This is a genomic window from Corynebacterium massiliense DSM 45435, assembly GCF_028609805.1.
GTDB lineage: Bacteria > Actinomycetota > Actinomycetes > Mycobacteriales > Mycobacteriaceae > Corynebacterium > Corynebacterium massiliense.
The window spans coordinates 1,440,808-1,464,965 of sequence record NZ_CP063189.1; the positions used below are offsets into that span (position 1 = coordinate 1,440,808).

19 protein-coding genes are annotated in these 24,158 nt (G+C 65.6%); 4 read left to right on the forward strand and 15 right to left on the reverse strand.

Annotation, left to right across the window (positions count from 1 at the left end):
• Positions 1–101: 101 nt before the first annotated feature.
• The 7 genes from ftsY to CMASS_RS06830 are packed head-to-tail and all read right to left on the reverse strand — an operon-like array spanning position 102 to position 9,488.
• On the reverse strand, positions 102–1,874 hold the full coding sequence (ftsY, locus tag CMASS_RS06800) for a signal recognition particle-docking protein FtsY (RefSeq protein ID WP_022862263.1): 1,773 nt from the start codon (positions 1,872–1,874) through the stop codon (positions 102–104).
• A gap of 49 nt (positions 1,875–1,923) precedes the next feature.
• Positions 1,924–5,436: a chromosome segregation protein SMC gene (smc, locus tag CMASS_RS06805; protein ID WP_022862264.1), complete on the reverse strand. Its 3,513-nt coding sequence runs from the start codon at positions 5,434–5,436 to the stop codon at positions 1,924–1,926.
• A gap of 27 nt (positions 5,437–5,463) precedes the next feature.
• A complete protein-coding gene (locus CMASS_RS06810; protein WP_022862265.1) occupies positions 5,464–5,757 on the reverse strand; it encodes an acylphosphatase in 294 nt (97 codons plus the stop codon).
• Between the two features lie 18 nt (positions 5,758–5,775).
• Positions 5,776–7,263 carry an alanine/glycine:cation symporter family protein gene (locus CMASS_RS06815; protein ID WP_022862266.1) on the reverse strand — a complete coding sequence of 496 codons (1,488 nt, stop codon included), beginning with the start codon at positions 7,261–7,263 and terminating at the stop codon, positions 5,776–5,778.
• A gap of 36 nt (positions 7,264–7,299) precedes the next feature.
• Positions 7,300–8,142, reverse strand: coding sequence for a bifunctional DNA-formamidopyrimidine glycosylase/DNA-(apurinic or apyrimidinic site) lyase (mutM, locus tag CMASS_RS06820; RefSeq protein ID WP_022862267.1), 843 nt, complete (start codon positions 8,140–8,142; stop codon positions 7,300–7,302).
• Positions 8,143–8,160: 18 nt separating this feature from the next.
• Positions 8,161–8,937, reverse strand: coding sequence for a ribonuclease III (gene rnc, locus CMASS_RS06825; protein ID WP_022862268.1), 777 nt, complete (start codon positions 8,935–8,937; stop codon positions 8,161–8,163).
• Positions 8,934–9,488 carry a YceD family protein gene (locus tag CMASS_RS06830; RefSeq protein ID WP_022862269.1) on the reverse strand — a complete coding sequence of 185 codons (555 nt, stop codon included), beginning with the start codon at positions 9,486–9,488 and terminating at the stop codon, positions 8,934–8,936. Before CMASS_RS06830 ends, rnc begins: the two co-directional genes overlap by 4 nt.
• Before the next feature lie 178 nt (positions 9,489–9,666).
• On the opposite strand from CMASS_RS06830, the gene CMASS_RS06835 reads away from it, so the two are divergent.
• Positions 9,667–10,374, forward strand: a complete 708-nt coding sequence (locus CMASS_RS06835) for a hypothetical protein (protein WP_156831748.1) — start codon at positions 9,667–9,669, stop codon at positions 10,372–10,374.
• Between the two features lie 101 nt (positions 10,375–10,475).
• Here the strand turns inward: CMASS_RS06835 and CMASS_RS06840 are convergent, their stop codons facing one another.
• A complete protein-coding gene (locus CMASS_RS06840) occupies positions 10,476–11,276 on the reverse strand; it encodes a DivIVA domain-containing protein (RefSeq protein WP_022862271.1) in 801 nt (266 codons plus the stop codon).
• A gap of 89 nt (positions 11,277–11,365) precedes the next feature.
• The gene (locus CMASS_RS06845) at positions 11,366–13,375 is read right to left on the reverse strand and encodes a LamG-like jellyroll fold domain-containing protein (protein WP_240482736.1); all 2,010 of its coding nucleotides are present in this window, start codon (positions 13,373–13,375) and stop codon (positions 11,366–11,368) included.
• A gap of 335 nt (positions 13,376–13,710) precedes the next feature.
• Between CMASS_RS06845 and CMASS_RS06850 the strand changes: the two genes are divergently transcribed.
• Entirely contained in the window at positions 13,711–14,820 is a 1,110-nt protein-coding gene (locus CMASS_RS06850) for a glycerate kinase (protein ID WP_022862273.1), read from the forward strand.
• Between the two features lie 46 nt (positions 14,821–14,866).
• On the opposite strand, the gene CMASS_RS06855 is transcribed toward CMASS_RS06850, so the two are convergent.
• Positions 14,867–15,262: a hypothetical protein gene (locus tag CMASS_RS06855; RefSeq protein WP_027018499.1), complete on the reverse strand. Its 396-nt coding sequence runs from the start codon at positions 15,260–15,262 to the stop codon at positions 14,867–14,869.
• Positions 15,263–15,299: 37 nt separating this feature from the next.
• On the opposite strand from CMASS_RS06855, the gene CMASS_RS06860 reads away from it, so the two are divergent.
• A complete protein-coding gene (locus CMASS_RS06860; RefSeq protein ID WP_022862275.1) occupies positions 15,300–16,556 on the forward strand; it encodes an amidohydrolase in 1,257 nt (418 codons plus the stop codon).
• A gap of 71 nt (positions 16,557–16,627) precedes the next feature.
• A complete protein-coding gene (locus tag CMASS_RS06865) occupies positions 16,628–19,114 on the forward strand; it encodes a glycogen/starch/alpha-glucan phosphorylase (protein WP_022862276.1) in 2,487 nt (828 codons plus the stop codon).
• A 59-nt stretch (positions 19,115–19,173) separates the two neighbouring features.
• On the opposite strand, the gene pyk is transcribed toward CMASS_RS06865, so the two are convergent.
• The 5 genes from pyk to CMASS_RS06890 form a co-directional block, all read right to left on the reverse strand.
• Entirely contained in the window at positions 19,174–20,598 is a 1,425-nt protein-coding gene (gene pyk, locus CMASS_RS06870) for a pyruvate kinase (protein ID WP_022862277.1), read from the reverse strand.
• Positions 20,599–20,661: 63 nt separating this feature from the next.
• Positions 20,662–21,582, reverse strand: a complete 921-nt coding sequence (lgt, locus tag CMASS_RS06875; protein WP_022862278.1) for a prolipoprotein diacylglyceryl transferase — start codon at positions 21,580–21,582, stop codon at positions 20,662–20,664.
• A gap of 63 nt (positions 21,583–21,645) precedes the next feature.
• Complete coding sequence (locus CMASS_RS06880) at positions 21,646–22,479, reverse strand: indole-3-glycerol phosphate synthase TrpC (RefSeq protein WP_022862279.1); 834 nt, start codon at positions 22,477–22,479, stop codon at positions 21,646–21,648.
• A 186-nt stretch (positions 22,480–22,665) separates the two neighbouring features.
• Positions 22,666–23,304 (reverse strand): TIGR02234 family membrane protein, encoded by a 639-nt coding sequence (locus tag CMASS_RS06885; protein WP_022862280.1) that lies wholly within the window; start codon positions 23,302–23,304, stop codon positions 22,666–22,668.
• 44 nt (positions 23,305–23,348) lie between these two features.
• On the reverse strand, positions 23,349–24,143 hold the full coding sequence (locus CMASS_RS06890) for an inositol monophosphatase family protein (protein WP_022862281.1): 795 nt from the start codon (positions 24,141–24,143) through the stop codon (positions 23,349–23,351).
• Positions 24,144–24,158: the final 15 nt, after the last annotated feature.

A 24,158-nucleotide genomic window follows, 5' to 3' on the forward strand; every position in this document is an offset into this window, starting at 1 on the left:
TAGATTAACACGGTCTTTATCCGGCAAAACTGACAACGGCCGCCTCCCCTGCGCACGGGGAGGCGGCCGGAAGGAACGTCAGAGCCGTTCAGGCGCTCGCTTTAGCCCAGCAGGGCGTCGACGAAGCTTTCCACTTCGAACGGAGCGAGGTCGTCTGCACCCTCGCCGAGGCCGACCAGCTTGACCGGCACGCCCAACTCTTCTTGGACTTGGAAGACAATGCCGCCCTTGGCAGTGCCATCCAACTTAGTCAGCACCACGCCGGAGATGTCCACGACCTCACGGAACACGCGGGCTTGCAGCAGGCCGTTTTGCCCCACGGTGGCGTCGATGACGAGTAGTACTTCGTCAACGTCGGTCTTCTTTTCCACTACGCGCTTGACCTTGCCCAGCTGATCCATCAGGTCAGTCTTGGTGTGGAGACGGCCCGCGGTATCCACGAGCACGACGTCGACCTGTTCTTCGACGCCCTTGGCCACGGCATCGAAGGCCACGGACGCGGGATCCGCTCCTTCCTTACCGCGGACCGTGGTCGCACCGACGCGCCGGCCCCAGGTTTCCAGCTGGTCTGCGGCCGCGGCACGGAACGTATCGGCTGCGCCGAACAGCACCTTGTGCCCCATCGAAACCAGAACGCGGCCCAGCTTGCCGGTCGTGGTGGTCTTGCCGGTTCCGTTCACACCCACGACCAGGACAATGGCCGGCTTGCCTTCGCTCGGCACTGCCTGGATGGACCGGTCCATCTCGGGGTGGCCGGCCTCGATGAGGGCCTCGCGCAACATCTGGCGCGCTTCCGCCTCGTTGCTCACGCCGCGCTCGGCGATCTTCTGCTGCAGCGAGTCGGTGACCTTCATCGTCGCCTTGGTACCGAGGTCAGCCATGATGAGCGTGTCCTCAATTTCCTCCCAGGCATCGTCATCCAGGTCACCCGCGGACAGGATGCCCATTAGGCCCTGGCCGATAGCGTTCTGGGACCGCGACAAGCGCCCACGCAGGCGGCCCAGCCGGCCCGCCGCAGGTTCGATGTCTTCTTCCGGCTGTGCCTCGGCGGCCGGCTCTACCGCCTCGACCTTTTCGGCGGGCTCCGGCGCGGGAGTGACCTCTCGGGCCTCCGCCGCCGACTGGGCCTGAGTATCGGCCGCTGCCGCAGCCTCTTCTGCGGATTCGGTGTCAGCGTCCGCCTCTCCGTCAGCGGCCGCGGCATCCTCGGCGTCCACTGCTTCAGTGTCCGTGGCATCAGTTTCCACGGCCTCGGCTGCCGGCTCCTCATCGGCAGGCTGCTCCGTGGTCGGTTCCTGGTCCGCAGCCTTGTCGTCAGAACCCTTATCCGCAGCGGCGGCTGCGCCCGCAACGCCGGTGGCCCCTGCCACCCCGGCAGCGCCCGCAACGCCTGAGTTGCGCTTGGCTTTATCCACCGCTTCCTGCGCCGCCTGGTGGACGTCATCGTCCTGTGAATCCGCCGAGCGCGAATCCTCGTTGCGCGGCTCGGTAGCGCGTGGCTTCACCGCGCTCGGGTCCTCCCCGCGCAGCTGCGCATTGGCGATGTCGGTGGCGTTGCGCTCCCCCGACCCTGCCGCCTTATTCTCGGTGGTCTGCTTTTCCGTCTGGTTGCCCGCGGGAACCTTTTCTGCAGCAGCCTGCTTCGGCGCCCCGCCGCCGGCCGGGGCGAAGTTGAAGCCCGACTTTGCCTGGTAATTGCCCGACTTCTCCTGCTGAGTCAGCTCCTTTTTCGGCTGATCTTCTACCGCAGGCTTGTCAAAGGAGACCTTCTTCTGCTCCCCGCGGCGCTTGCCAAAGACCACGAGGGCGATGAGCAACAAGATAAGGACAATGGCAATGCCAATGCCGATCCACAAAGCTGAATTCTGATCCATGTCTCCCTATAGTGCCAGCTGGCGTGGCAGCGCACAGCTGGGGCATGGACTACTCGGCGGAGCGGCCGGCATCCACGCCCATCTTGGCGGCGTCCTCGCTCGCCTGCTGCGTGCCCGGTGCAAGCCCCTCAGGGTTCATGCGCTGCGAAATCACGCGGGTAATGCCGTCGCCGCGCATCGTTACGCCATACAGCACGTTAGCTACATCCATCGTCGGCTTCTGGTGCGTGATGACGATGAGCTGCGAATCCTTCCGCAACTCCTCGAAGAGGGCAAGCAGGCGGCGCAGGTTGACATCGTCAAGCGCTGCCTCGACCTCATCCATGACGTAGAACGGGCTGGGGCGGGCGCGGAAGATGGCGACCAGCATGGCCAGCGCGGTCAGAGACTTCTCGCCACCCGAAAGCAACGACAGGCGCTTGACCTTCTTGCCCGGCGGGCGGGCCTCCACCTCAATACCCGTGGTGAGCATGGAATCCGGCTCCGTGAGCACCAAGCGGCCCTCGCCGCCCGGGAACAGAGTCTGGAACACGTGCGGAAACTCCGCCTCCACGTCGTGCCACGCATCCGTAAACAGCTGCAGGATTTTCGCGTCCACGTCCTCGATGACGCCGATGAGATCCTTACGGGCTTGAATCACGTCGTCGAGCTGCGTGGACAGGTACGAGTAGCGCTCCTCCAGCGCCTTGTACTCCTCGAGCGCGAGGGGGTTCACCTTGCCCAGCGCGTTGAGATCCTTTTCCGCCTCCTGGGCGCGCTTCTTCTCCGCGGCGCGGTCGAAGTCATCCCCCGGGGTATAGTCCGCGAGGAGATCGGCCATGGAGATGCCGAGCTGCTCGGCGGTCTTGGCCTCGGCCTCGTCGACGCGCACCTGGGCCTGGGAGCGGGCGATGTCCTGGTTGTGCGCCGCGTCCGTCAGCCGCGTGAGCTCGTCGCGCTGCCGGTTCAGCGACTGTTTAGCCGCCTGGGCGCGGGAATGGAGGTCATTTTTGCGCGCGACCAACTCATCGCGCTCGCGGGTCGCCCGCTCTAAGGCAGCGCCCGCGCGGGCGGCGATATCCTCGGCGTGGCGCGAGACGGTCTCGGCGAGCTTGGCCTGCTGGCGGCGGCGCGCCATGGCCTGCTCGTGGCGGGCCTTAGCCTGGCGTTCGTGAGCAGCCTGGCGGCGCAGATTTTCCGCCTTGCCCGCAATCTGTGAGACCTGCTCCTGCGCGGAGCGCGCCGCCAGTTGCGCCTCGACCTCCATGGACTTGACCTGCTCCAGCGCGGCGAACGCGGCGTCACGTTCCTGGGTGGATGGCTCGTCCGGTTCGTCGTTGCTGTTCGCGCGCGACAGGCGTTCCCGGGCGGCGTCCCGGTCGCGGCGCAGCTGCACCAACCGCGCCTCAATGTCGGTGGCACGGTCGGCCGCCTTGTGGTGCTCCGATTCGTCCGCCGCGTGCTGCTTGACCAACCGCCGGTGGTCTCGGCTCCACGCCTCCACCTGGGCGTCGTGTTCGCGCAGCGCCGCCTTCGCGGACGCGGCCGTGACGCGAGCGTCCTCCGCGGCGATCTTTGCTCCCTCGAGGGTGCCGGAAATTTCCGTGTGCTCTTCCTGCGCCGCCGCCAGCTCCTTTTCCGACTCAGCAATGCGGGAAGCCACCTCGACCGTAGAGGATCCGGCCGTGCCGCCGACCAGCCATCCCTCGCCGACGAGCACACCCGCGGTCGTCACGGCGCGCAGCCGCGGATCGTCTGCCACGACGCCGCGGGCTGCATCGACGTCGTCGACCAGCACGACATCGGCAAGCAACCGCGTCAGCGCGGTGTGCACCACCGCGTCCATCTCCACCGAATCGAGCAGCCACCGCGCCCCTGCCGGCAGGGTGGCTTCCATCCGCCAGTCGCGCGGCTGCACCGTGCCGCGCGTATCGATGACCGCGGTCAGCGACGCCGCAGTGAGCGTGTCCACGAGCTCGTCGTCAACTACGCCCACGACCGCCTCCACGAACGCACCCAGAGCGGCGGAAACGGCCCGGGAATAATCGGTCGAAATGTGCTCGGCCAAGGGAGTAAAGTCCGTGCCGAGTTCCGGGGCCTCCGGCGCCGTCTGCGCCAGCGTGTCGATGCGCGACTTGAGCGTGTATACGCGCCGCTCGAACTCGCGCTGCTGGTCGCGCAGCTGCTCCAAGCGCTTGTCCGCCGCGTCCGACTCGCTGGCGGCGCGCACGTGCGACTCCTCCAGCGGCTGCCGGTCCGCCTGCAGCTTTTCCAAGGTGGTGGCGACCTCGTCGGCTTCCTTCTGCGCGGCTTGGACGCGTGCGCGGGTCGAGGCGAGCAGCTCCTCCTGGCGCGCCAGATCCTCCTCGGCGGCCGTGACCTGCTTGGCGGTCGACTCCTCTTCGGCGATGAGTCGCACGACGCCCTCGCGGCGATCCGCGATGGCCCGCATTTGCGCCAAGTGCTCCTGGGCCGCGGCGTCGTAGGCTTCCTGCCGCTCGGCGACCTCCTCGCGCAAAGATTCCAGCCGCTCGGCCGCCTCTTCGGCCGCGGCAAGGCGTTCTTCGTGTTCTTCTTCTGCCTGATCCGCCCGCGCGTCCAGATCATCCGGATCCGGGCCACTATAAGCGACGGTCGCGCCCACATTCCGCGCGCGCTCCGCCGCGATGCGCTGGGTCGCGCCGATCCGCTCGCGCAGGGTGGACAGATCGAACCACAGCTTCTGAGCCTTATCGGCCGCGGGGGTGACCGTCTCCAAGGCCTCGGTGATGTCGGCCTCGTGCTCGCTCGCCGTCTCCAGCTGCGCTTGGGCCTCGGCGACCTTTTCTGCCAGGGCTTCTTGCTGGACGGTGGCATCGTCAAGCTTCGCACGCAGCCGCACGATGCGGTCGCCGGCGAGGCGCAGGCGGGCATCGCGCAGATCGGCCTGCACCGTCGCGGCGCGCTGGGCCGCCTCAGCCTGCCTGCCCAGCGGCTTGAGTTGCTTGCCAATCTCGTCGGTGAGATCGCTCAGCCGATCGAGGTTGGTCTGCATCCCCTGGAGCTTGCGCTGCGCCTTCTCGCGGCGCCGCCGGTGTTTGAGCACGCCCGCCGCCTCCTCGATATAGGAGCGGCGCTCCTCGGGACGGGATTCCAGGATCTCAGACAGCTTGCCCTGCCCGACGATGATGTGCATCTCGCGGCCGATGCCGGTATCCGACAGCAGCTCCTGGATGTCCATGAGCCGCGCTTTGGAGCCGTTGATCTCGTACTCGCTGCCGCCGTCGCGAAACATGCGGCGGGTCACGGACACTTCCGTGTATTCGATGGGCAGCGCGCCATCGGAATTGTCGATGGTCAGCGTCACTTCCGCGCGCCCGAGCGGCTTCCTATCGCCCGCGCCGGCGAAGATGACGTCCTGCATCTTGCCGCCGCGGAGGGTTTTCGCGCTGCCCTCACCCATGACCCAGGCGAGCGCGTCGACCACGTTCGACTTGCCGGAACCGTTTGGCCCCACCACGGCACAGATGCCGGGCTCGAACTTGAGGGTCGTCGCGGACGCAAAGGACTTGAAGCCCTTGAGAGTCAGCGCTTTAAGGTGCATAGCCTGCCAATCTAGCACCCAGCATTCTTAACGCTCGACAAACCCGCTCTCGCCGCGGGGCGTGGTCCACTGCTCTACCACCGCGGTGACCTCGCCGGGGCGATCGTGCTGGCTCGGCTTCTCCCGCAGCAGGTCGAGCAGGCGGGAGCACTTTTCGCGGGTTCCTTCCGCTACGACCTGCACGCGCCCGTCGCGCAGATTGGTCGCGTGGCCGGAAAGTCCGAGCTCCAGCGCGCGGGAGCGAGTCCACCACCGGAAGCCCACTCCCTGCACGGTGCCGTGTACGAAGGCGGTCAGCCGGGCATCGTCAGTCTCGCTCATCGTCGAGTGCCTCGCTTTCTAGTTTGCGGTCGGGGTTGGGGTCTGGGGCCGGTCGTCGCGGCGAGTGACGGGGTCAGAACCGTCCCAGCACTCGATATTGCGCACCCCGGGCAGCATATCGCGGTGGAAAATGGGATCGAGGCCCTGGCGCTTCTGCTCGTTGAAGTTCTTCAGCAGCTTGATGGCCACCCCGCACAGCGGAACGATGGCCACGATATTGATGAGCACCATCATTGCCGCGCCCGTATCGGCCAACGCGAACACGAACGGCAGGGAGCCCACCGCACCGAACCACACGAAGAACAACACGCCCAGGCGGAAGATGAGGAGCGTGGTCTTGGAGCGGGTGAGGTACTCCACGTTCGACTCGGCCAGGTAGTAGTTGCCCAAGATGGACGAGAAGGCGAGGAAGAACAGGATGAAGGTCACCAGGTGGATGCCCCAGTCGCCCACCTCAGACGACAGCGCGTGCTGGGTGAGGGATACGCCTTCCGGATCGCCGTTGGAGTCGTAGGTGACATCCGAGCCCAGCAGGATGATGAAGGCCGTGATGGTGCAGACGACGAGGGTGTCGAAATAGACGCCGAGAGTCTGGACCAGCCCCTGCTTGACCGGGTGGGACACCGACGCGGTCGCCGCCGCGTTCGGCGCGGAACCCTCGCCGGCCTCGTTGGAAAACAGGCCGCGCTGGATGCCGTACCCGATGGCGGTGCCGACGCCGGCGCCGGCCACTTCTTTCAGCCCCAGTGCATGGCCGACAATCAGGGTGAGCATGCCCGGCACCTTGTCCAGGTTCGTAATCACGACGAACAGGCCGATGGCCAGGTACGCCAAGGCCATGAACGGCACCATGTACTGGGTGACGTTGGCGATGCGCTTCACACCGCCGAAGATGACGAAGCCGGACACGATAGCGATGATCACGCCGACGATGGCGCGGAAGCTGAAGGAATCCTGCCCGAAGGAGGTACCCAGCGAATCGGCGATGGCGTTGGTCTGGAAGGCGTTGTAGATAAGCCCGAAGGTAAACGCGATGGCCACGGAGAAGACCACGGCGAGCGCGTTCGATCCCAGACCGCGGCGGATGTAGTACGCGGGCCCGCCGCGGTAGGTGTCGCCGTCCTTGGTCTTCCACAGCTGCGCCAGGGTGGACTCCACGAAGGAGGTCGCTCCGCCCAACAGCGCGATGATCCACATCCAGAACACCGCACCGGGCCCGCCGATGGAGATGGCAGCGGCCACACCGGCCACATTGGCAGTGCCCACGCGGGATGCTGCGGAAATGGTAAACGCCTTAAAGGCGGAGATGCCGCCGAATTCTTCGTCGTGGTCCCGGCTTGCCTGCGGGCGCTCCACCACCGAACGGAACATCTCCGGGATCATCCGGATTTGGACCAGCGCCGTGCGCGCGCCGAACAGTAGACCAGCCCCCACGAGGATGATGGGGAGAATCCACGTCCACAGGAAGTCGTTCACTGTGCCGACGACATTCTCAAGAAATTCCATGCCCAGTAACTTACTGGTTTTCCAAGCGTGGGGCGATCAGTACCCCTGACACCGCGGGCACAACGTAGTCGTTCTCCCACCGACGGTCACAGCCTTAAGGGGTGTCGCACACCGCAGGCAGGGCTGCCCCGCCCGGCCGTAGGCGGCCAGCGATTGCCCGTAGCGGCCGGATTCGCCATTGACGTTGACGTAGAGCGAATCAAAGCTGGTACCGCCGCGCTCGAGCGCCGCCGCCAGCACCGCCCGGGCAGCCGCGACCAGTTCGACGGCATCCTTTTGCCGTAGGGCCGAAGCGCGCTTTTTCGGATGCACCCGCGCCGCCCACAGCGTTTCGTCGGCGTAGATATTGCCGATGCCGGAGACGACCTCTTGGTTCAAAAGCACCGACTTGACCGGGGATTTACGCTTCCGGATTGCGCGGGCCACCGCGGCGCTATCGAACTCCGCGCTCAACGGATCCGGCGCGATGTGCGAGATCGCCGAGAGCGGGGCGAGGCGCCAGTAGCCAAAAGTGCGCTGATCGACAAAGCAGACGGTGGAACCATCGTCCAGCCGGGCCCGCAAGCGGACGTGCGGCGAGGAGTACTCGCCGACGCGCAGCTGGCCAGACATCCCGAGGTGAATGAAAACAACGGGCCTGTCTCGGTCGCGGCCGGGGCCGTCTGTGCGGCTCGCGCCCGCATCGAGCTCTAACCACAGGTACTTCCCGCGCCGTTCCACGCTGTAGATCGTGTGGCCGGGCAAGAGACTGGCGAGGTCCTCGCTCCCCTGCTCGCGGTTCACGCGCGGGTGCAGCAGCTCCACCTCAGTGACCTTCCGGCCGGTGAGGTACGGCGCGATGCCGCGGCGCACGGTTTCTACTTCTGGAAGTTCAGGCATGGCCCCTGCCCTCCAGTGCTAGTGCGCAGATTTTGTGGCGGCGCTTCCCGCCGCGTCTGCCGGGTGCTCGCGCAGGTGCAGAAAAGCCTGATGGGCGGCCTCTTGTTCCGCCAGCTTCTTGTTGTGGCCGACGCCTGTTCCCAGCTCCTTGCCGTCCACCGAGGCCGTAGCGGTGAAAGTCTGGTCGTGCTCGGGGCCGGTGGAGGTCGACGCGTACGTCGGCATCGCGGCCTTCAGCTCCGCGCACAGCTCCTGCAGGGTCGTCTTCCAATCCAGGTGGCGGCCGGCGGCGCTCGCGGTATCAATCTTGCGCTGGAACAGGCGCAAAATAACGTCGCGCGCGGGCTGGAACCCGTGCTGGCGGTAGATGGCGCCGAGGATCGCCTCAGTCGTATCCGCGAGGATCGACTCCTTGTCACGGCCGCCGGTCGCGGTCTCGCCCTTGCCCAGCAGAATGTGGGCGCCCAGGTTGATCTCGCGGGCGATATCCGCCAGGCCGTAGCGCGAGACGATCGAGGCGCGCATCTTGGAAATATCCGACTCCGGGCGGGAGGGATACTGCTCATACAGCTGCGCCGCCACGGACAGGCCGAGGACTGCGTCGCCGAGAAACTCCAGGCGCTCGTTGGTGGGCAGATTGCCGTTTTCGTGCGCGAACGAGCGGTGGGTCAGCGCGAGGCGAAGGTAGCTGTCCGCGATGTCGATGCCGAACGCGTCCAACAGCGGCTGGTGGTCCACCCGGCGGTACTCCGCTTCGAGGGCTTCTTCCCCGGTGAGCTTGTTCTTCTTGGTCACAGGAACTTCTCCAGTCCAGACCACCGCGGGTCTACGCGTTCTTCGTCTTCCTCGCCGGACACGCCGGTGGTAACCCCCTGCGGGGTGCGCAGATCCTCTTCCGCGCAGCCGTCCTCGCACGTAGGCGCAAACGGCTGGTTCAGCCCCACCTCGTCGATGACGGTCTGCAGGAGGTCGAGTTTGTCATCCACAACTTCCGGGACCTCGTCGCCGGAGCCGTCATCCTCACCTTCGTCGTCCGGCTCACCGCTGATGAAGTCGGAATCCGTGGCAAACGCCTGCGACACGTGGACATCGAGATTGCGGCGCAACGGGCGCAGGCACCGCGCGCACTCGCCTTCTAACGTGCCGGTGACGTCCGCATCCGCCAGGATCCCCGAGCCCAGCGGGGTAAACGTCGCCTCGACGGTGACTTCCGCCCCCTCGGGTACCGCGATCATTTCCGCGCCGATGCGCTCCGGCGCGGGGCCGGTGTGGATACGCTGCTCCGGCTCGTGTCCTGGTTGCGCGCCAACGAGGTTGGCCACGTTGAAAACAAACGGTGAAGTCATAGCAGATGTCAGCCTACAACAGACCATCCTTCTCGGCCGCCGACCATCCACGTCAGCTGGCTGAAACCCTTTCGATTTGCCCGCCAATCTGGACGTTGTCTGCCTATGTATTAGGGATCCGCGCAATTGGCCCACTCATACCTGCACACAGCCCGCAATCGGCTCTACACTGCCCACCATGAACGACGAGTTACTACGCGCTCCGACTGGGGATATAGCCGTTGCTGCTGGACTCGCATTCCTCCCCGCCCTGGCCTTAGCCCTCATTGGCTACGGTCTCCACCGCGTCGTGGTTCCTCGCCTTTCTCTGTCCACCCTGGCCGAGGGCACGTCCTTGCGGCGCGTCATTGCGCGCTCGATGTGGATCGGCGCCCTCATCGGCTTGCTCGCGCTCATGCCGGTGCCGTCGGACTTGGCCATCCTCACCGCCGCCATCGCACTGTCCGTCTCCGCTGCCCTTATCGCCTGGCGGGCGCGCGAGCCCCTGCCGGCCGCCCTGTTCTCGGTGTCCGCATCCGCGCTGGGAATGCTTCTCGATGCCGCAATCATCGCCCTCGCCTTAACCACCGGGGTCACGCACGGCGCGCACATGTCCGTCGCGTGGCAGGTTCTCCTGTGGTGGCCGTTCGTCGCGCTGCCGGCGCTGGCCGCATCGTGCATTTCGGGAACGCTCAGCACGCTGCAGATGACCGCTTCCGCCGACTCGTACGCAGCGACGAACCAGACGGATGCGGCGGCTGCGCAGATGCCCGCGCACCACGTGCAGCAGAAACGCCCCCATTCCACGGGCCAGTTGCAACTGGGCGCAGACCCCCAGCCCAGCGCGGAAAAGATGGGCTCTCCCTCCGGATCCCGAAACCGTTCCCGCCCGCGTTACGCAGCGTAACGGCCCGCCTCCCCTGGAGCGCACACGTCGCACGAGGTCAGTGTGTGTATACGCAGGGAGACGGGCCGGGGCCAGTGTGGCCACGATGTAGGTAAGCGCTCTTAGCGGTCGGTGTACCGAGAAGCGTTGTAGCCGGTGTTCGCGTCGTAGTCGCCGCCCTCGTAGGACTCGCCGTAGGAGTCGTAGGTCGACTGCCCCGCGGAGCTGCGGGACGCAGTGCCGTAGGACGAGCCCCGCGAGCTGCTCCCCCGCGCGCCCGCGCCGCGGCGCAGGGCGGAACGATCGGCGGAGATGGTGCGCAACACCTGGGAAAGGGTGTCCTCGAAGTCCCCGAGCTTGGAGTCCACGAACTCGTCGCACTCGCCGCGGAGCCGGTCGGATTCGGCGTGTGCCTCGTCCACGATGCGGTGTGCCTCTTCGTTGGCGCGGCGCACAACCTCCGCCTCAGACACCAGGCGGTCCTGCTCGGCCTGGCCGTCGGCAACCGTGCGCTCGTAGGTGTCGTTCGCCTGCGCGATAGTGCGGTCCGCCTCCGAACGGGCGTTATCCACCAGTGAGCGGGCCTCGTCCTCGGCCTGGGCGATCATGGATTCGGAACGCTGCTGGGCATCGGCAAGCATGGCGTCGGCATCGCCGCGGGCACCACCGACGATGTCGTCGGCCTCCGCGTTGGCGTCCGCAATGGTCTGCGAGGCCCGGTCCTCGGCGCCGTGGATAATTTCATCCTGCTTATCCAGCACGTCCTGTGCGTCGTCCATTTCGACTGGCAGGGCGTTACGCAGCTCGTCGAGGAGGGCGAGCATTTCGTTGCGCGGCACCATGGCGTTCGAGGTCATCGGCACGCCATAGGCCTGTTCAAGGTGGCGGTTGAGTTCATCGAGGGATTCGAATACGCGGTACATAAAGCTAAGGGTATCCAAGCTCAAAGCACCGCGCCGTCTCCCACGCGCGCGAAAGCCCGCGGAAAAGGACTCCGCGGGCAAGAAACTGTTTAGAAGCGGGAAGACAGTGCGCTGGAGGAAAGCAGGTCAGACGACGTGGAGGAAAGCCCCGGGACGCTCCCGCTCGGCTTATCGCCATTCGGCTTGCTGCCGTGCGGGCGGGCGGTGAGCCAGTCGCTCTCATCGAGCACGCCCTGGGCCAGGCGGGTCTCACCGATCCAGCCGTACCAGGGGTCCTGCGGGTGGTTATCGCCCATGCCGGCGCCCAGAATCCAGGCGACGTCGGACGACCACAGGCCCTCCGCGCCGACGTGGTTGCGCAGGATCGGCGCGCCGTTGATGAACATCTCCACCGTCTCGGTCTCCGGGTTGTTGACCACTGCAATGTGCATCCACTCGTCCTTGGGTACCTCGTGGGACCAGACGGTTGCGCCCTCGCCTTCGGCCGGTTCGGCCCACCAGCGCAGCTCGCGCAGGTTGGACACGCCGAACATCACGGTCGGGTCGGAATCGTCCGTGCCGGGTTTTACCTTCTCAATGGAGTTCTCCCGGCCCACGGCGTTACCCCAGCCGTTTTTGTCGCCGTCGAAGTCCTTCGGCAGCTTCACGAAGGTCTCGAAGGTGTAGCCCTCCGGGGTCTCCACGGCGTTGGCCGGGGCACCGTCAGCGGTCTTGAACCAGTTGATGTCGCGCTCACCGGTCGGGTTGTTCCAGAACAGCGAACCGCTGTCGGAAGACAGCGGGTGGTGATCCTCGCTGTAGGTCACGCGGGCGTCATCGCCGCCCTCGCGGTGCATATCCGAACCGCCCTGCTCGTCCGGGATCACGGTGCCGGCGCCTGCCTGGTCGCCATCGTGAAGCGCGGCCCCGTCCTTGGTGGCCTGGCCCGGCCGCCAGTGGAAGACGGTGCGCTCGTTGCGCACGTAATCGTCCGTGCCGTGCGGAAGCTGCTCGGCCGGAATCTCGTACGGCTTGTAACCGGCGGTCACGATGTCGCGCGCCGCGCCGGCCAGATCCGATTCGTTTTCGTCGCCTGCGCGCCAGTCCGGTGCGAAAGAGTGGAAGCGCTCCGCGAAGTTGAGCGGCACGTGGTAGCTGTCGCCCTTGCCTTCCAAGGTGACCTCGTCGAACTGGGTGAGCGAGTCCGCCGGCTTCGCCGCCACCCACGGCGACAGCGCCTGCACTTCCAGCTCGTTGCCGGTCAGGTCGAACTCCAGCACGCCCATTAGACCGTTACCGCCCTGGTAGGCCATCTGGTAGTCCTGCAGGATGGACACGACGTCGTGGCCCGCGTCGTTGTGGTCCACGCGGTACCCGGCACCGTGGTGGTGGCCGCCCATGACGAGGAAGACCTGGTCGTTTTTCTTGATGAACTTATCCCACAGGTGCTCGCCGTAGGCCTCGGAGTAAAAGACGTTGCCCTCGCCGTCGATGTTGAGCGCTTCGTGGGTGGTGAGGATGACGGGCAGGTCCGGGTGCTCGTCGATGGCCTTCTGCGCCCAGTCCAGCGCCTCGTCATCGGCACGCCACGCCATGGCCAGCACGAGGTACTTTTGCCCCTCGGCTTCGAAGATATGGTACTCCGACTCGCGGTTTGGCTTGTCAAAACGGCCCTGGAACGTCTCGTTTCCTGCCGCCCGCTCCGCGGAGAAGTAGTGTGAATACGGCGTCGTGGTGCCCTCCGGGGTCTTTTCCACCTCATCCTGGCTGCCCCACAGATCGTGGTTGCCCGGCAGGATGGAGTAGTTCAGCTGGGAGTTATCCAGCACGCTCATCGCATCATCGGCGACCTTCCACTCGCCGTCGACCTCCGACTGGTCCACGACGTCACCGAGGTGCGTGGCAAACGGCATGTTGAGCTCATCCTGGTGCTCGGCCAACCACTCGGTCTGCGCGCGGTACGGCTCGCTGCCGTAGCGGCCCTTGGCCAGGTTGCCCGTCTCCGGGGTGGTGTACCGGGAGTAGAACTGGGTGTCCGGTAAGACGCCCAGGCTGAACCGGGAGCCGAGGCCATCGGTGCCGGCACCAGTGTTCGCGTCCGCGGCGACTGCCGTGGGCACGACCGTAGCCACCAGTCCGAGCGGCAGCGCCGCCGCGGCGACGACGCCGGTGGCGGACAGGGCGGCGCGGCGTGCTTTCAGCCCCGCGCGCTGAGTTGAACGTGTTCACGATGTATACGTTTCCAATCTTCTTCAAAGGGACGATGGTGAAGCCTGAAAAACGTATAAAACCGAGCCTACGAGAGGCTGAACTGAATATAAACAGCCGTTTCCCCGGAGGTGAACACTCGGGAAAGTGCGGTACCACCCCACCTCCCCGCCGCGACGCCGCGGTTCCTATTCTCCCCGGGAGGGACTCGTTCACGCCCGCTAGCAGGTCGGCTACGGTAAACGGCATGCCGACGATTCTCGTAGCCACCGACTCCTTCAAATCCACCGCCACTGCCGATCAGGCCACCGCCAGCATCGCTTCGGGCATCCGATCTGCTGCGGGAAGCGACGTCTCCGTCAAGGCGGTGCCGCTTGCCGATGGCGGCGAGGGCACCGCAGCCATCCTCGCTGCGGCGGCCACCCGGCGCGGCGAAACGGTAGAACGCATCACGCTGCCGACCACCGACGCCCGGGGGCGTTTAACGGAGGCGACCTACTATTTCAGCCCGTCCACGCAGACCGCCTACATCGACGTCGCGGCCGCGAGCGGGCTGCCCGCGGTGGCAGATAGCCTCGATCCGCTGCATGCGGACTCGTACGGCACCGGCGTGCTCATTGCCGATGCGGAGGCCAAGGGCGCTCGCCGCATCGTGCTGGGGCTGGGCGGCACCGCGACTGTCGATGGCGGCTCCGGAATCCTCGCGGCACTTGGCGCACCCGCCCACGACGAGCGCGGCTACGCCCTCCCGAAGGGCGGCGCTCCCCTCGTCCAGCTCGCCGCCTTCGACACCGCCCAGCTCAACGTGAAGGCCGCCGGCCTGGACTACACCTTGCTGGCGGATACCTCGTGCTCGCCACAATTAGCCGCACAGACCTACGGCCCGCAGAAGGGCGCCGACAAGGAGCAGGTAGCGCTGCTGACCGGGGCGTTACTCCAGCTGTGCGACGTTACCGGCATCGATCCGACCACCGAGTACTTCGGCGCGGCGGGCGCCCTCCCAGTCGGACTGACTCACCTGTCCGAGTTGCTCCACGGCAACCGCGACCACGTCGAGGTCCTTCCCGGCGGCACGCACGTGGCGCAGGCGGTAGGGCTGGAAGAGCAGATCGCCGCCGCCGACGTGGTGGTTAGCGGCGAGGGCGCCTTCGACGAGCAGTCTTTGACCGGAAAGACGGTGGGAACCGTCGCCGAACTCGCACGCCGCCACGACACCCCGCTGGGCATCGTCGCCGGCCGTTTCGACGTGCCCGCCGAGCCCCACGCGATATGGGCGCAGGCCCTGTCCGGCGAGGGGGAGGTCTTCGCCCAGCTGCGGGCCGCCGGCCACGCGCTGGGCACGCAGATCGCGCAGTAGTCTGCGCTGGACATCTTCCCTAAGAAATCTGCCCTAAAAAACTGCCCTAGAAAATCTGGACGGTCCAGGGGAAAATCGCGGCCTGCTCGAAGGAGCGCTCGTCTTCTAACAGCACCCGATCCTTGGGCAACACCGCCTGCGGGGTGAGGAAACGGGACAACACCATGGCGAGCTGGTTGAGAGAACCCGTCGCGCCCTCCACCGCGATGAGGTAGCGGTACACCTCCGCGTTCTCCAGCTCGTGGTCGTCGTGCTCGACGCGGTAGTTTTCCCGCAGCTGCTCTTCTACCCCCTCCGGGAGCCGCGGGGAGTCCTCCCGGGTCACGCTGGCAGACGTAAGCTTGTCCGCAGCGACGAGTTTGTCAGTGGCGGTGGCAAAGACCTCGCGCACGCGCTCGGCCGAGTCAGTCGGTACCAATACATCAAACTGAATATGTGGCATAAACAGAGACCCTAGCGAAAAAGTAAAGCGCATCACTATGACCCAGCACTCACATCTTCGCGAACTTTTGCACGACGTCGACGGACTGCTCACCTGGCAGGAAGACTTTTACCGCGATCTCCACCTGCACCCGGAGCTGTCGCACGAGGAAGAGCGCACCGCGCAGCAAATCACCACCCGGTTGGAGGCGTTCGACTGCGAGGTGACCACCGGCATTGGCGGGCACGGCATCACCGCCGTCTTCCGCAATAACGCGGGTTCTTCCGCGGCGCCGACAGACATCGACACGGTGCTCATGCGCGCTGATTTCGACGCGCTGCCCGTGGTCGAGGACAGCGGGGCCGACTACGCCTCCACCAACGGAGCAATGCACGCCTGCGGCCACGACATGCACGCGACCGCCCTGTTGGGCGTCTGCGCGATTCTCGATGCCCACCGCGAGGCGTGGTCCGGCACGTTCATTGCCCTCTTCCAGCCCGCTGAGGAAACCTCCGACGGGGCGAAAAGCATGCTTGCCGATGGCCTACTGGACAAAGTCCCCGCCCCACAGGTGTGTTTGGGCCAGCACGTCATGCCGGGGCCGGCGGGTGCGGTCATGTCGGCCGCTGGGCCGGTTATGGCCGGCTGCGACTCGCTGCGCATCACGGTGACCGGCCGCTCCGCGCACGCTTCCACCCCGGAATTTTCTATCGATCCGACCTACATCGCGGCGATGATTGTCACCCGCCTGCAGGCAATCGTGGGCCGCGAGGTATCTGCGCGCGACTTCTTTGTCATTTCCGTTGGTGAGCTGCATTCCGGCGATAAGAACAACATCATCCCGGCCTCCGCCGAGCTGGTGCTCAACACCCGCTACTACGACCCCGTCTTGGCCGAGCGCGTCTACGCTTCCCTCGAGCGCATGGTGCGCGCGGAGTGCATGGCCTCCGGCAGCGAGGTGGAGCCCACCTTCGAGTACTTCGCGCACGGGGAAGTCACCGACAACGTCGCTGACACCCACGCGGTAGTCCGCCCCGCATTCGACGCGGTCTTTGGGGAGCAATCGGTGACCACCACGACTGCGAATGCCTCCGAGGATTTCTGCTACCTCCCGCAGGCGTGGGGCGTGCCGTATTACTTCTGGTTCATCGGTTCCACGCCCGCGGACCGCATGGACAACCCGCCATCGAACCACCAGCCGGACTTCCTTCCCGATTACGCACCCACAGCCCACTCAGCCACCCGCGCCGGCGCCGCGGCCGTGCTGTCCTACCTGGGCACCCTCCCACTGGCGGAAAAATCCGGCGCGCGGTAGCCACTAACTCTGGCTAGGCTGGCGGGCGTCTTACTCGCAGCGAGACCGACAAAGGTGAGTGCTCTCCCACCATGCCCCAGAACCGAATTCCCGCTCAGCCCCAGCCGCAGTCAGAACCACAGTCCCAGCCGCACTCTGGCCCGCAGTACCGCGAGCAGTCCTATCCCCGCCCGGCGCGCCCTGACGCGTCCCACTTCACCCCGCACGTCTTTGCCCACGTCCGCGCCGCGAGCGGCAACTCGCCGCTATCAGCCAGCCGCCGCAAGGTCTGGTTCGGCCTGTCGGCCACGGTCATGGAATACATCGCCGATAACTGGGCAGACACCCAGCAGGCGTACGACGCCACCCGGCAGCAGCACTACTTCTCCGCGGAGTTCCTCCAGGGCCGCGCCCTGCTCAACGGCCTGACCAACCTCGGGCTCGTCGAGGAAGCAGAACAGGCCGTCGCGGAAACCGGCCGGGATATGCAAACAGTTCTCGAAGCGGAAAACGACGCAGCACTGGGCAACGGCGGGCTCGGCCGGCTGGCGTCCTGCTTCCTCGACTCGGCCGCCACGTTGAATTACCCCGTGACCGGCTACGGGCTTTTGTACCGTTACGGCTTGTTCCGCCAGAACTTCGCGGACGGCAACCAGGTCGAAGAACCGGATCCGTGGCTGGAAAACGGGTACCCGTTTGTCATTCGACGCGCGGGCAACCAGCGCATCGTCCACTTCGACGACATGGACGTGCGCGCTATCCCCTACGACATGCCCATCCCGGGCTATGCCACGGCGAACGTGGGCACGCTGCGGTTGTGGAAGTCGGAGCCGATGGAAGACTTCGACTACGAGGCGTTTAACTCCCAGCGCTTTACGGACGCCATCGTCCAGCGCGAGCGCGTCATGGATATCTGCCGCGTGCTGTATCCCAACGACACCACCTACGAGGGCAAGATGCTGCGCTTGCGCCAGCAGTACTTCTTCGTCTCCGCCTCCCTGCAGGCGATCGTGGACAACTACATCGCCCACCACGGCGAGGACTTGAGCGGTTTCGCCGACTACAACTGTGTGCAGCTCAACGACACCCACCCGGTGCTTGCCATTCCGGAGCTTTTGCGCATTCTTCTCGATGACCGCGGCTTAAGCTGGGACGAAGCGTGGCGGATTACCTCCGAAACCATCGCATATACCAACCACACCACGCTGACCGAGGCGCTGGAAAAGTGGGATGTGTCCATCGTGCAGAAGCTGTTTTGGCGCATCTGGGAGTTGATCCAGGAAATCGATCGCCGCTTCCGCGAGGAGATGGCCGCCCGCGGGCTGAGCGAGGAGCGCATCAACTTCATGGCGCCGGTCCACGACGGGAAGGTCCACATGGCGTGGATCGCCTGCTACGCCTCCTACTCCATCAACGGCGTCGCGGCGCTGCACACCGAGATCATCAAGGCCGACACTCTCAAGGAGTGGCATGAGCTGTGGCCGGAGAAGTTCACCAATAAAACCAACGGGGTCACCCCGCGCCGCTGGCTGAAGATGTGTAATCCGGAACTGGCCGAGCTGCTCACTCGCTCGAGCGGCTCCGAGGACTGGCTGACGGATATGCGGCGCCTAGCTAACCTCGCCCACCTCGGCGATAACGAAGGCACCCTCCGCGAGTTGCTGGATATCAAGCGTGCCAAAAAGGAGCAGTTCGCCGCCTGGATTCACCAGCACCAGGGAACCACGGTGAACCCGGACACCATCTTCGATGCGCAGATTAAGCGCCTGCACGAATACAAGCGCCAGCTGCTCAACGGCCTGTACATCCTCGACCTGTACTTCCGCATTACCGAGGACGGCGCGGACGATGTCCCGCCCCGCACGTTCATCTTCGGCGCGAAGGCCGCCCCGGGCTACGCCCGCGCGAAGGTCATCATCAAACTCATCAACGCCATCGGCTCCCTGGTCAACAACGACCCGCGCACCCGGGATATCCTGCGCGTGGTCTTCGTGGAAAATTACAACGTCACCGCGGCCGAATACATCATCCCGGCCACAGATGTCTCCGAGCAGATCTCCGTGGCCGGCAAGGAGGCCTCGGGCACGTCGAACATGAAGTTCATGATGAACGGCGCCTTGACCCTGGGCACCCTCGACGGCGCCAACGTCGAGATCGCCGAAGCGGTCGGCGCTGATAACGCCTACATCTTCGGCGCGCGCAACGACGAGATCGACGAGCTGCGTACTGCCTACCGCCCCGCGGAGCTGTACCGCACGGTGCCAGGGCTGGCGCGCACGCTCGACGCGTTGTACGACGGCACCTTGGACGACGGCGAGACCGGTGACTTCGCCGCCCTGCGAGAGCTGCTGCTCGCCGGGGAGGGTAAGGACGCTGGGGATACCTACTACGTCCTCGGGGACTTCGCCGACTACCGCGCCACCCGCGACCGCATGGCTGCCGATTACGCTCGCGACCAGCTGGCGTGGGCCCGCAAGGCGTGGGCGAATATCTGCGCCTCCGGCCGCTTTTCTTCCGACCGCACGCTTTCCGATTACGCCCGCGAGGTGTGGCGCATCGAGCCGACCCCGATCGATTAAAGGGGAAGCCCCACAGTGCGTGTGGGGCTTCCCCTTTAGAGCCTTACTCGGCGGTGGATTTATTCCGCGCGGGTGTCATCGCCAAGCATGTGGCAGTGAATCAGGTTGGTATTGCCCGGGATTCCCGGAGGGGTGCCGGCGACGACGACCATCAGGTCGGTCTCGTTGTACTCCTCCATGGCCAGAAGCGACTCGTCGACCGCTTGCATCATCTCGTCGGTCGACTTCACCTGCGGGCTCAGGAACGTCTCGGCACCCCAGGTCAGGGCGAGCTGGGACCGCACCGCCTGGTTCGGAGTGAACACCAGAAGCGGCAGGTGCGACTTCAAACGCGCCACGCGGCGAGCGGTGTCGCCGGAGGTGGTGAACGCGACGATGGCCTTGGCGTTGAGGCGCTCGGCGATATCGCGAGCGGCGTAGGAAATCATTCCGCGCTTGGTGCGCGGCACGTGGGACAGCGGCGGGACGTGACCATCGGTTTCCGCGCGCTTGACGATGCGGGCCATTGTGCGCACCACATTGTGCGGGTCAACGCCCACCGAGGTCTCACCCGACAGCATGACCGCATCGGCACCGTCGAGCACCGCGTTAGCCACGTCAGACGCCTCCGCGCGGGTCGGGCGCGAGTTCTCAATCATCGAGTCGAGCATCTGGGTAGCCACGATGACCGACTTGGCGTTCTCACGCGCGATCTGGATGGCACGCTTTTGCACCAGCGGGACCTCTTCCAGCGGCACCTCCACGCCCAAGTCGCCGCGGGCGACCATGACCGCGTCGAAGGCCAGGATGATGGATTCGAGGGCGTCGACGGCCTCGGGCTTTTCCAGCTTGGCGATGACCGGCACACGGCGGCCTTCCTCGTCCATGATCTCGTGGACGCGGTCCACGTCGGACGGGGAACGTACGAACGACAGGGCGATGAAGTCCACGCCGAGCTTCAGCGCGAAACGCAGGTCCGCGATGTCCTTTTCGGACAGCGCCGGCACGGAGATGCTCATCCCCGGCAGGGAAACGCCCTTGTTGTTGGACACCGGGCCGCCCTCGGTGACCTCACAGACGACATCGTTGCCGTCTACTTCCTTGCACACCAAGGCCACCTTGCCGTCATCGACAAGCAGGCGGTCGCCCGGCTTCGCATCGTCGGCCAGGCCCTTGTACGTCGTGGACACCCGGTCGTGGGTACCTTCGACGTCCTCGGTGGTAATACGGACAACCTCGCCGTCCGCCCAGTAGGTCTCGTTCTCGGTGAAACGGCCGAGGCGGATCTTCGGGCCTTGCAGGTCGGCGAGGATGCCGACGGCGCGGCCGGTTTCATCGGTTGCCTCGCGGACCCACTTGTAGTTCTGCTCGTGATCGGCGTGCTCGCCGTGAGAGAAGTTGAGGCGGGCGACGTCCATACCGTCCTGGACGAGGCGAAGGATCTTGTCCTGGCTCGCGACGGCGGGGCCCAACGTACACACGATCTTGGTTCTTCTATCCAGCATGTAACCCTCTTCTACTCTCGGTTCGTGACGGTTCCCTAAGTTACTCGGACTGTACCGACGCTGCTAGCGGTTGGGCTTTTTCGCCGCCTCGGCTGGCTGCGCGATACCTCCGTAGACCTTCTGGTGGCGCCAGTCGACGTCATGCGGCGTTTCCTGCCCACGCGGCAGCAGGTAGAACGCAATCGCGGCACCCAGGAAGACCACGACGGAAACGATGACGTTGATGCGCACCCCGAAGACCAGCGTGGCGTCATCGGCCCGCATGTTTTCCACGAAGAACCGGCCCAAGGTGTAGGCCATGACGTACAGGGCGAACACTCGGCCGTGGCCGAGCTTCCACGCCCGGTGCGCCCACAAAAGGAAAAGGCAGACCAGGACGTTCCACACCAGCTCGTAGAGGAAGGTGGGGTGGACGCTCGTGAGCACCTCACCCGTAGAGTGACCGCTCACCGGCGCGTAGCGGCCCGCCTCATCCACGCGGCGGTAGATATCCAGAGCCCACGGCACGTCGGTCTCACGGCCGTAGAGCTCCTGGTTAAACCAGTTACCCAGCCGGCCGATGGCCTGCGCCAGGATGAGCCCGGGCGCGACCGCGTCCGCGAACGGCCCGAGCGGGATCTTTTTGAACTTGAACAACACCGCGACGGCCAGCGCGCCTAGCGCTACCGCGCCCCAGATGCCCAGTCCGCCGTTGGTAATTTTCAGCGCGTCCACCGGGTTGCAGTCCGCGCAGAAGTACTTGTCGTAATCCGTGGCTACGTGGTACAAGCGCCCGCCGATAATGCCGGCGGGAACCACCACGATCGCCGCGTCCCAGACCGTGTCCGGATTGCCGCCCATCGCCGTGTAGCGTCGCAGCGTCATCCACAGCGCGACCAAGATGCCCACCACGATGCACAGCGCGTAGGCGCGAATGGGGATCGGACCAAGGTGCCACACCCCCTGGGGCGGGGACGGGATATTCGCTAAAATCTGGGTTTCCACACAGGCTAGTGTGCCTTATCCACCCGACACTCGCGAACGCGGGGATGTCCTCAAACGGGCTTGCTAGAGGCGCCGGGAGGCACACGCCGGATGCTGCCCGACGGCGACGAGAGTGCGTGCCGTGGCGACCGGGTCGGGCGAGGCCATGACCGATTCACCCACGATGACGGCGTCCGCGCCCCGCGAGGCATAGGCCAACAGGTTCCGCGAATTCTGCACGCCGCCGACAGCCACTTTGACCACTTTTTCCGGCAGCCCCGGCGCGATGGCGGCAAACGCGTCGCGGTCGATGGCATCGCTGGCCAGGGACCACGCGTTGACGCCGATGACGCGCGCGCCAGCGGCGAGCGCCCGGTCAGCCTCGTCGCAGGTACGCACCTCCAGCATCGCGGTCATGCCGAGCGATTCAATGCGATCCAAAAGCGCCTCCAGCCGCGGTTGCTCGAGTAGCTCGACCTGCAGCGGAACGATGTCCGCCCCGAAGCAGCGCGCCTCATGAATCTGGTACGGGTCCACGATGATGTCGCGGCACATCATGGGGATGGTGGTCGCCGCACGGACGGTCGACATATCCTCCAACGAGCCGTGGTGGCGGCGGGCGTCCGTTTGGCAGGCCATGACGTGCACGCCGGCCTCTTCCAGCTCGCAGGCGAGCGCCGCCATGGATGCCGGGGTGTCCAGGCGCGCGATCTCTCCGCCGTAGGGCACGGCGCGTTTGAGCTCGGGGACGAGCGAGCAGCCAGTGCGCAAAAGTGCCGCTACTCCATCGCGGGGTGCCGGCAGGGCGCCGGAGCGCGACCGCGCCTTGACCTCCTTGAAGCTCACCTGGGCTTCGCGGGCAGCGACATCCTCAATAACGCCCGCGACAATATGATCCACGGCAATCGGTGTCGTCATCGGCCGGCTCACCTCCCGCCTCCAGGTAGCACCTCTGCACAGGCGGCTTGTTAGCCGCTCACTCGGGAATTCACGTTTAGGCTAACCCGAAGGTTTGCAAAAACTGTAATCGCTGGTGGATCTCCCTTATCACTGCACACCTTTGGTGCCGAGCACGCGGCAGCGCCCAATTGCGGTAGCTCGCCACTAGCGCTCCTGCGGGAGATCCGTCGGATCGATCCCGCTGTCGAGCGCGTCCCACATCACTCGCTCGGAATCCGGGTCTTCAGCGAGATCTTCCGGCAGCTGTTCCTGCCGGGCGGCCGGGGTTTTGTACTTGGCGTCATCCGTACTCCCCCGACGCGTGCCGGGATTGACCGCGACCATGACCCCGCCGACAATCGCGGCGGTCGCGCCGACCAATGCGATGAAGGGCCCTGCGTGAGACACCGCGGTCTCTGTCACCACCGCCCAGTCCGAGATGGAGGCAGCGTCGACGGCCTTGTCGTTGTCTTTTGCCGCTGACAGTAGGTGTTGTGCCTGCTCGTTATCCGCGCCGTACAACAAGAGGTTGATCGGCTGCCACGCGGCGATTGCCGCGGCTACAGCACAGATAATGCCGATGATGCGGCGCGCGAGCGGCGGCACGGCGAGGGCGGCCACCGCGCCGGCGAGCAGGACGAGGGCGACGGCTGTGAGTTCCAGCGACCACGTGGCGCCGACGATATCGTTGGTTGCTGGCCCTGACTTATCGTCCTCACTGTGAGCGGTCACCCAGGTCATGCGGGAGGACAGCCACAGCAGCACCGCGCCAAGAGCGCACAGGAGCGGTCCGAAGCGTTTCATTGTTCTCACTGTAGGCGTATGGGCCCGCCTTCCTCACACTGTGATCAGTCTTTGAGGCGGGCGACCGCGTCAAGGATAGTGCCGTGGACCTGGCGGGTGCCCACGACCAGGCCCCGCGCCCCGAGAGTCCATTCGTTACCGTCCGGGTCCGTGGCACACCCGCCGGCGGCCCGGGCAAAGAGCGCACCTGCGGCGTTGTCCCACGGGTGCGGTGAGAAGTTGATGGCGCCGTCGAATACTCCCTGGGCCACGAACGCGGAGTCGAGACCGACCGAACCCGTCATCCGGGGGCGCAAACCGGTGCGCCGCAGATCGGCGAACAGGTCCGTAGGCAGGTGCGTGGAGCATCCCACGTGGCCGCGGGATTCTTCAAAACCGTAGGAGTCTTCCCCGCCGCCAAACCCGGCGGCAGGTCCCCCGGTCGATTCGAAATCCCCGGCGGCGGTGGCACTCAGTCGGCGCTGCAACAGAGGGAAGGACGCGGCCGCCACAAGCGGCTTGCCGCCATCAATGAGCGCGATGAGAATCCCACACAGCGGGTTGCCGGCCGAGAAGTTAGCCGTGCCATCAACTGGGTCCACGACCCACACGGTCTGCGGCGTTTCGCCAGCCGGAACTTTCCCGCTGGTGTCTTCCTCCCCCACCACCGGGATGCCCGTGGATTCGGTCAGGAGGGAACACAGGCGCTTTTCGATGGCCAGGTCGACCTCCGTGGCGAAGTCGCCTTGGCCTTTGAAGTGCGCGGGCGCGGCTCCGAGGCCGGCGCGAAACGACTCTTCGACGCCGTCGATTGCGGCGTTGGCTACCGCCAGAAGCTCGCTGGGCTCATTGCGTGTCATGGTCCATCCTTCCCC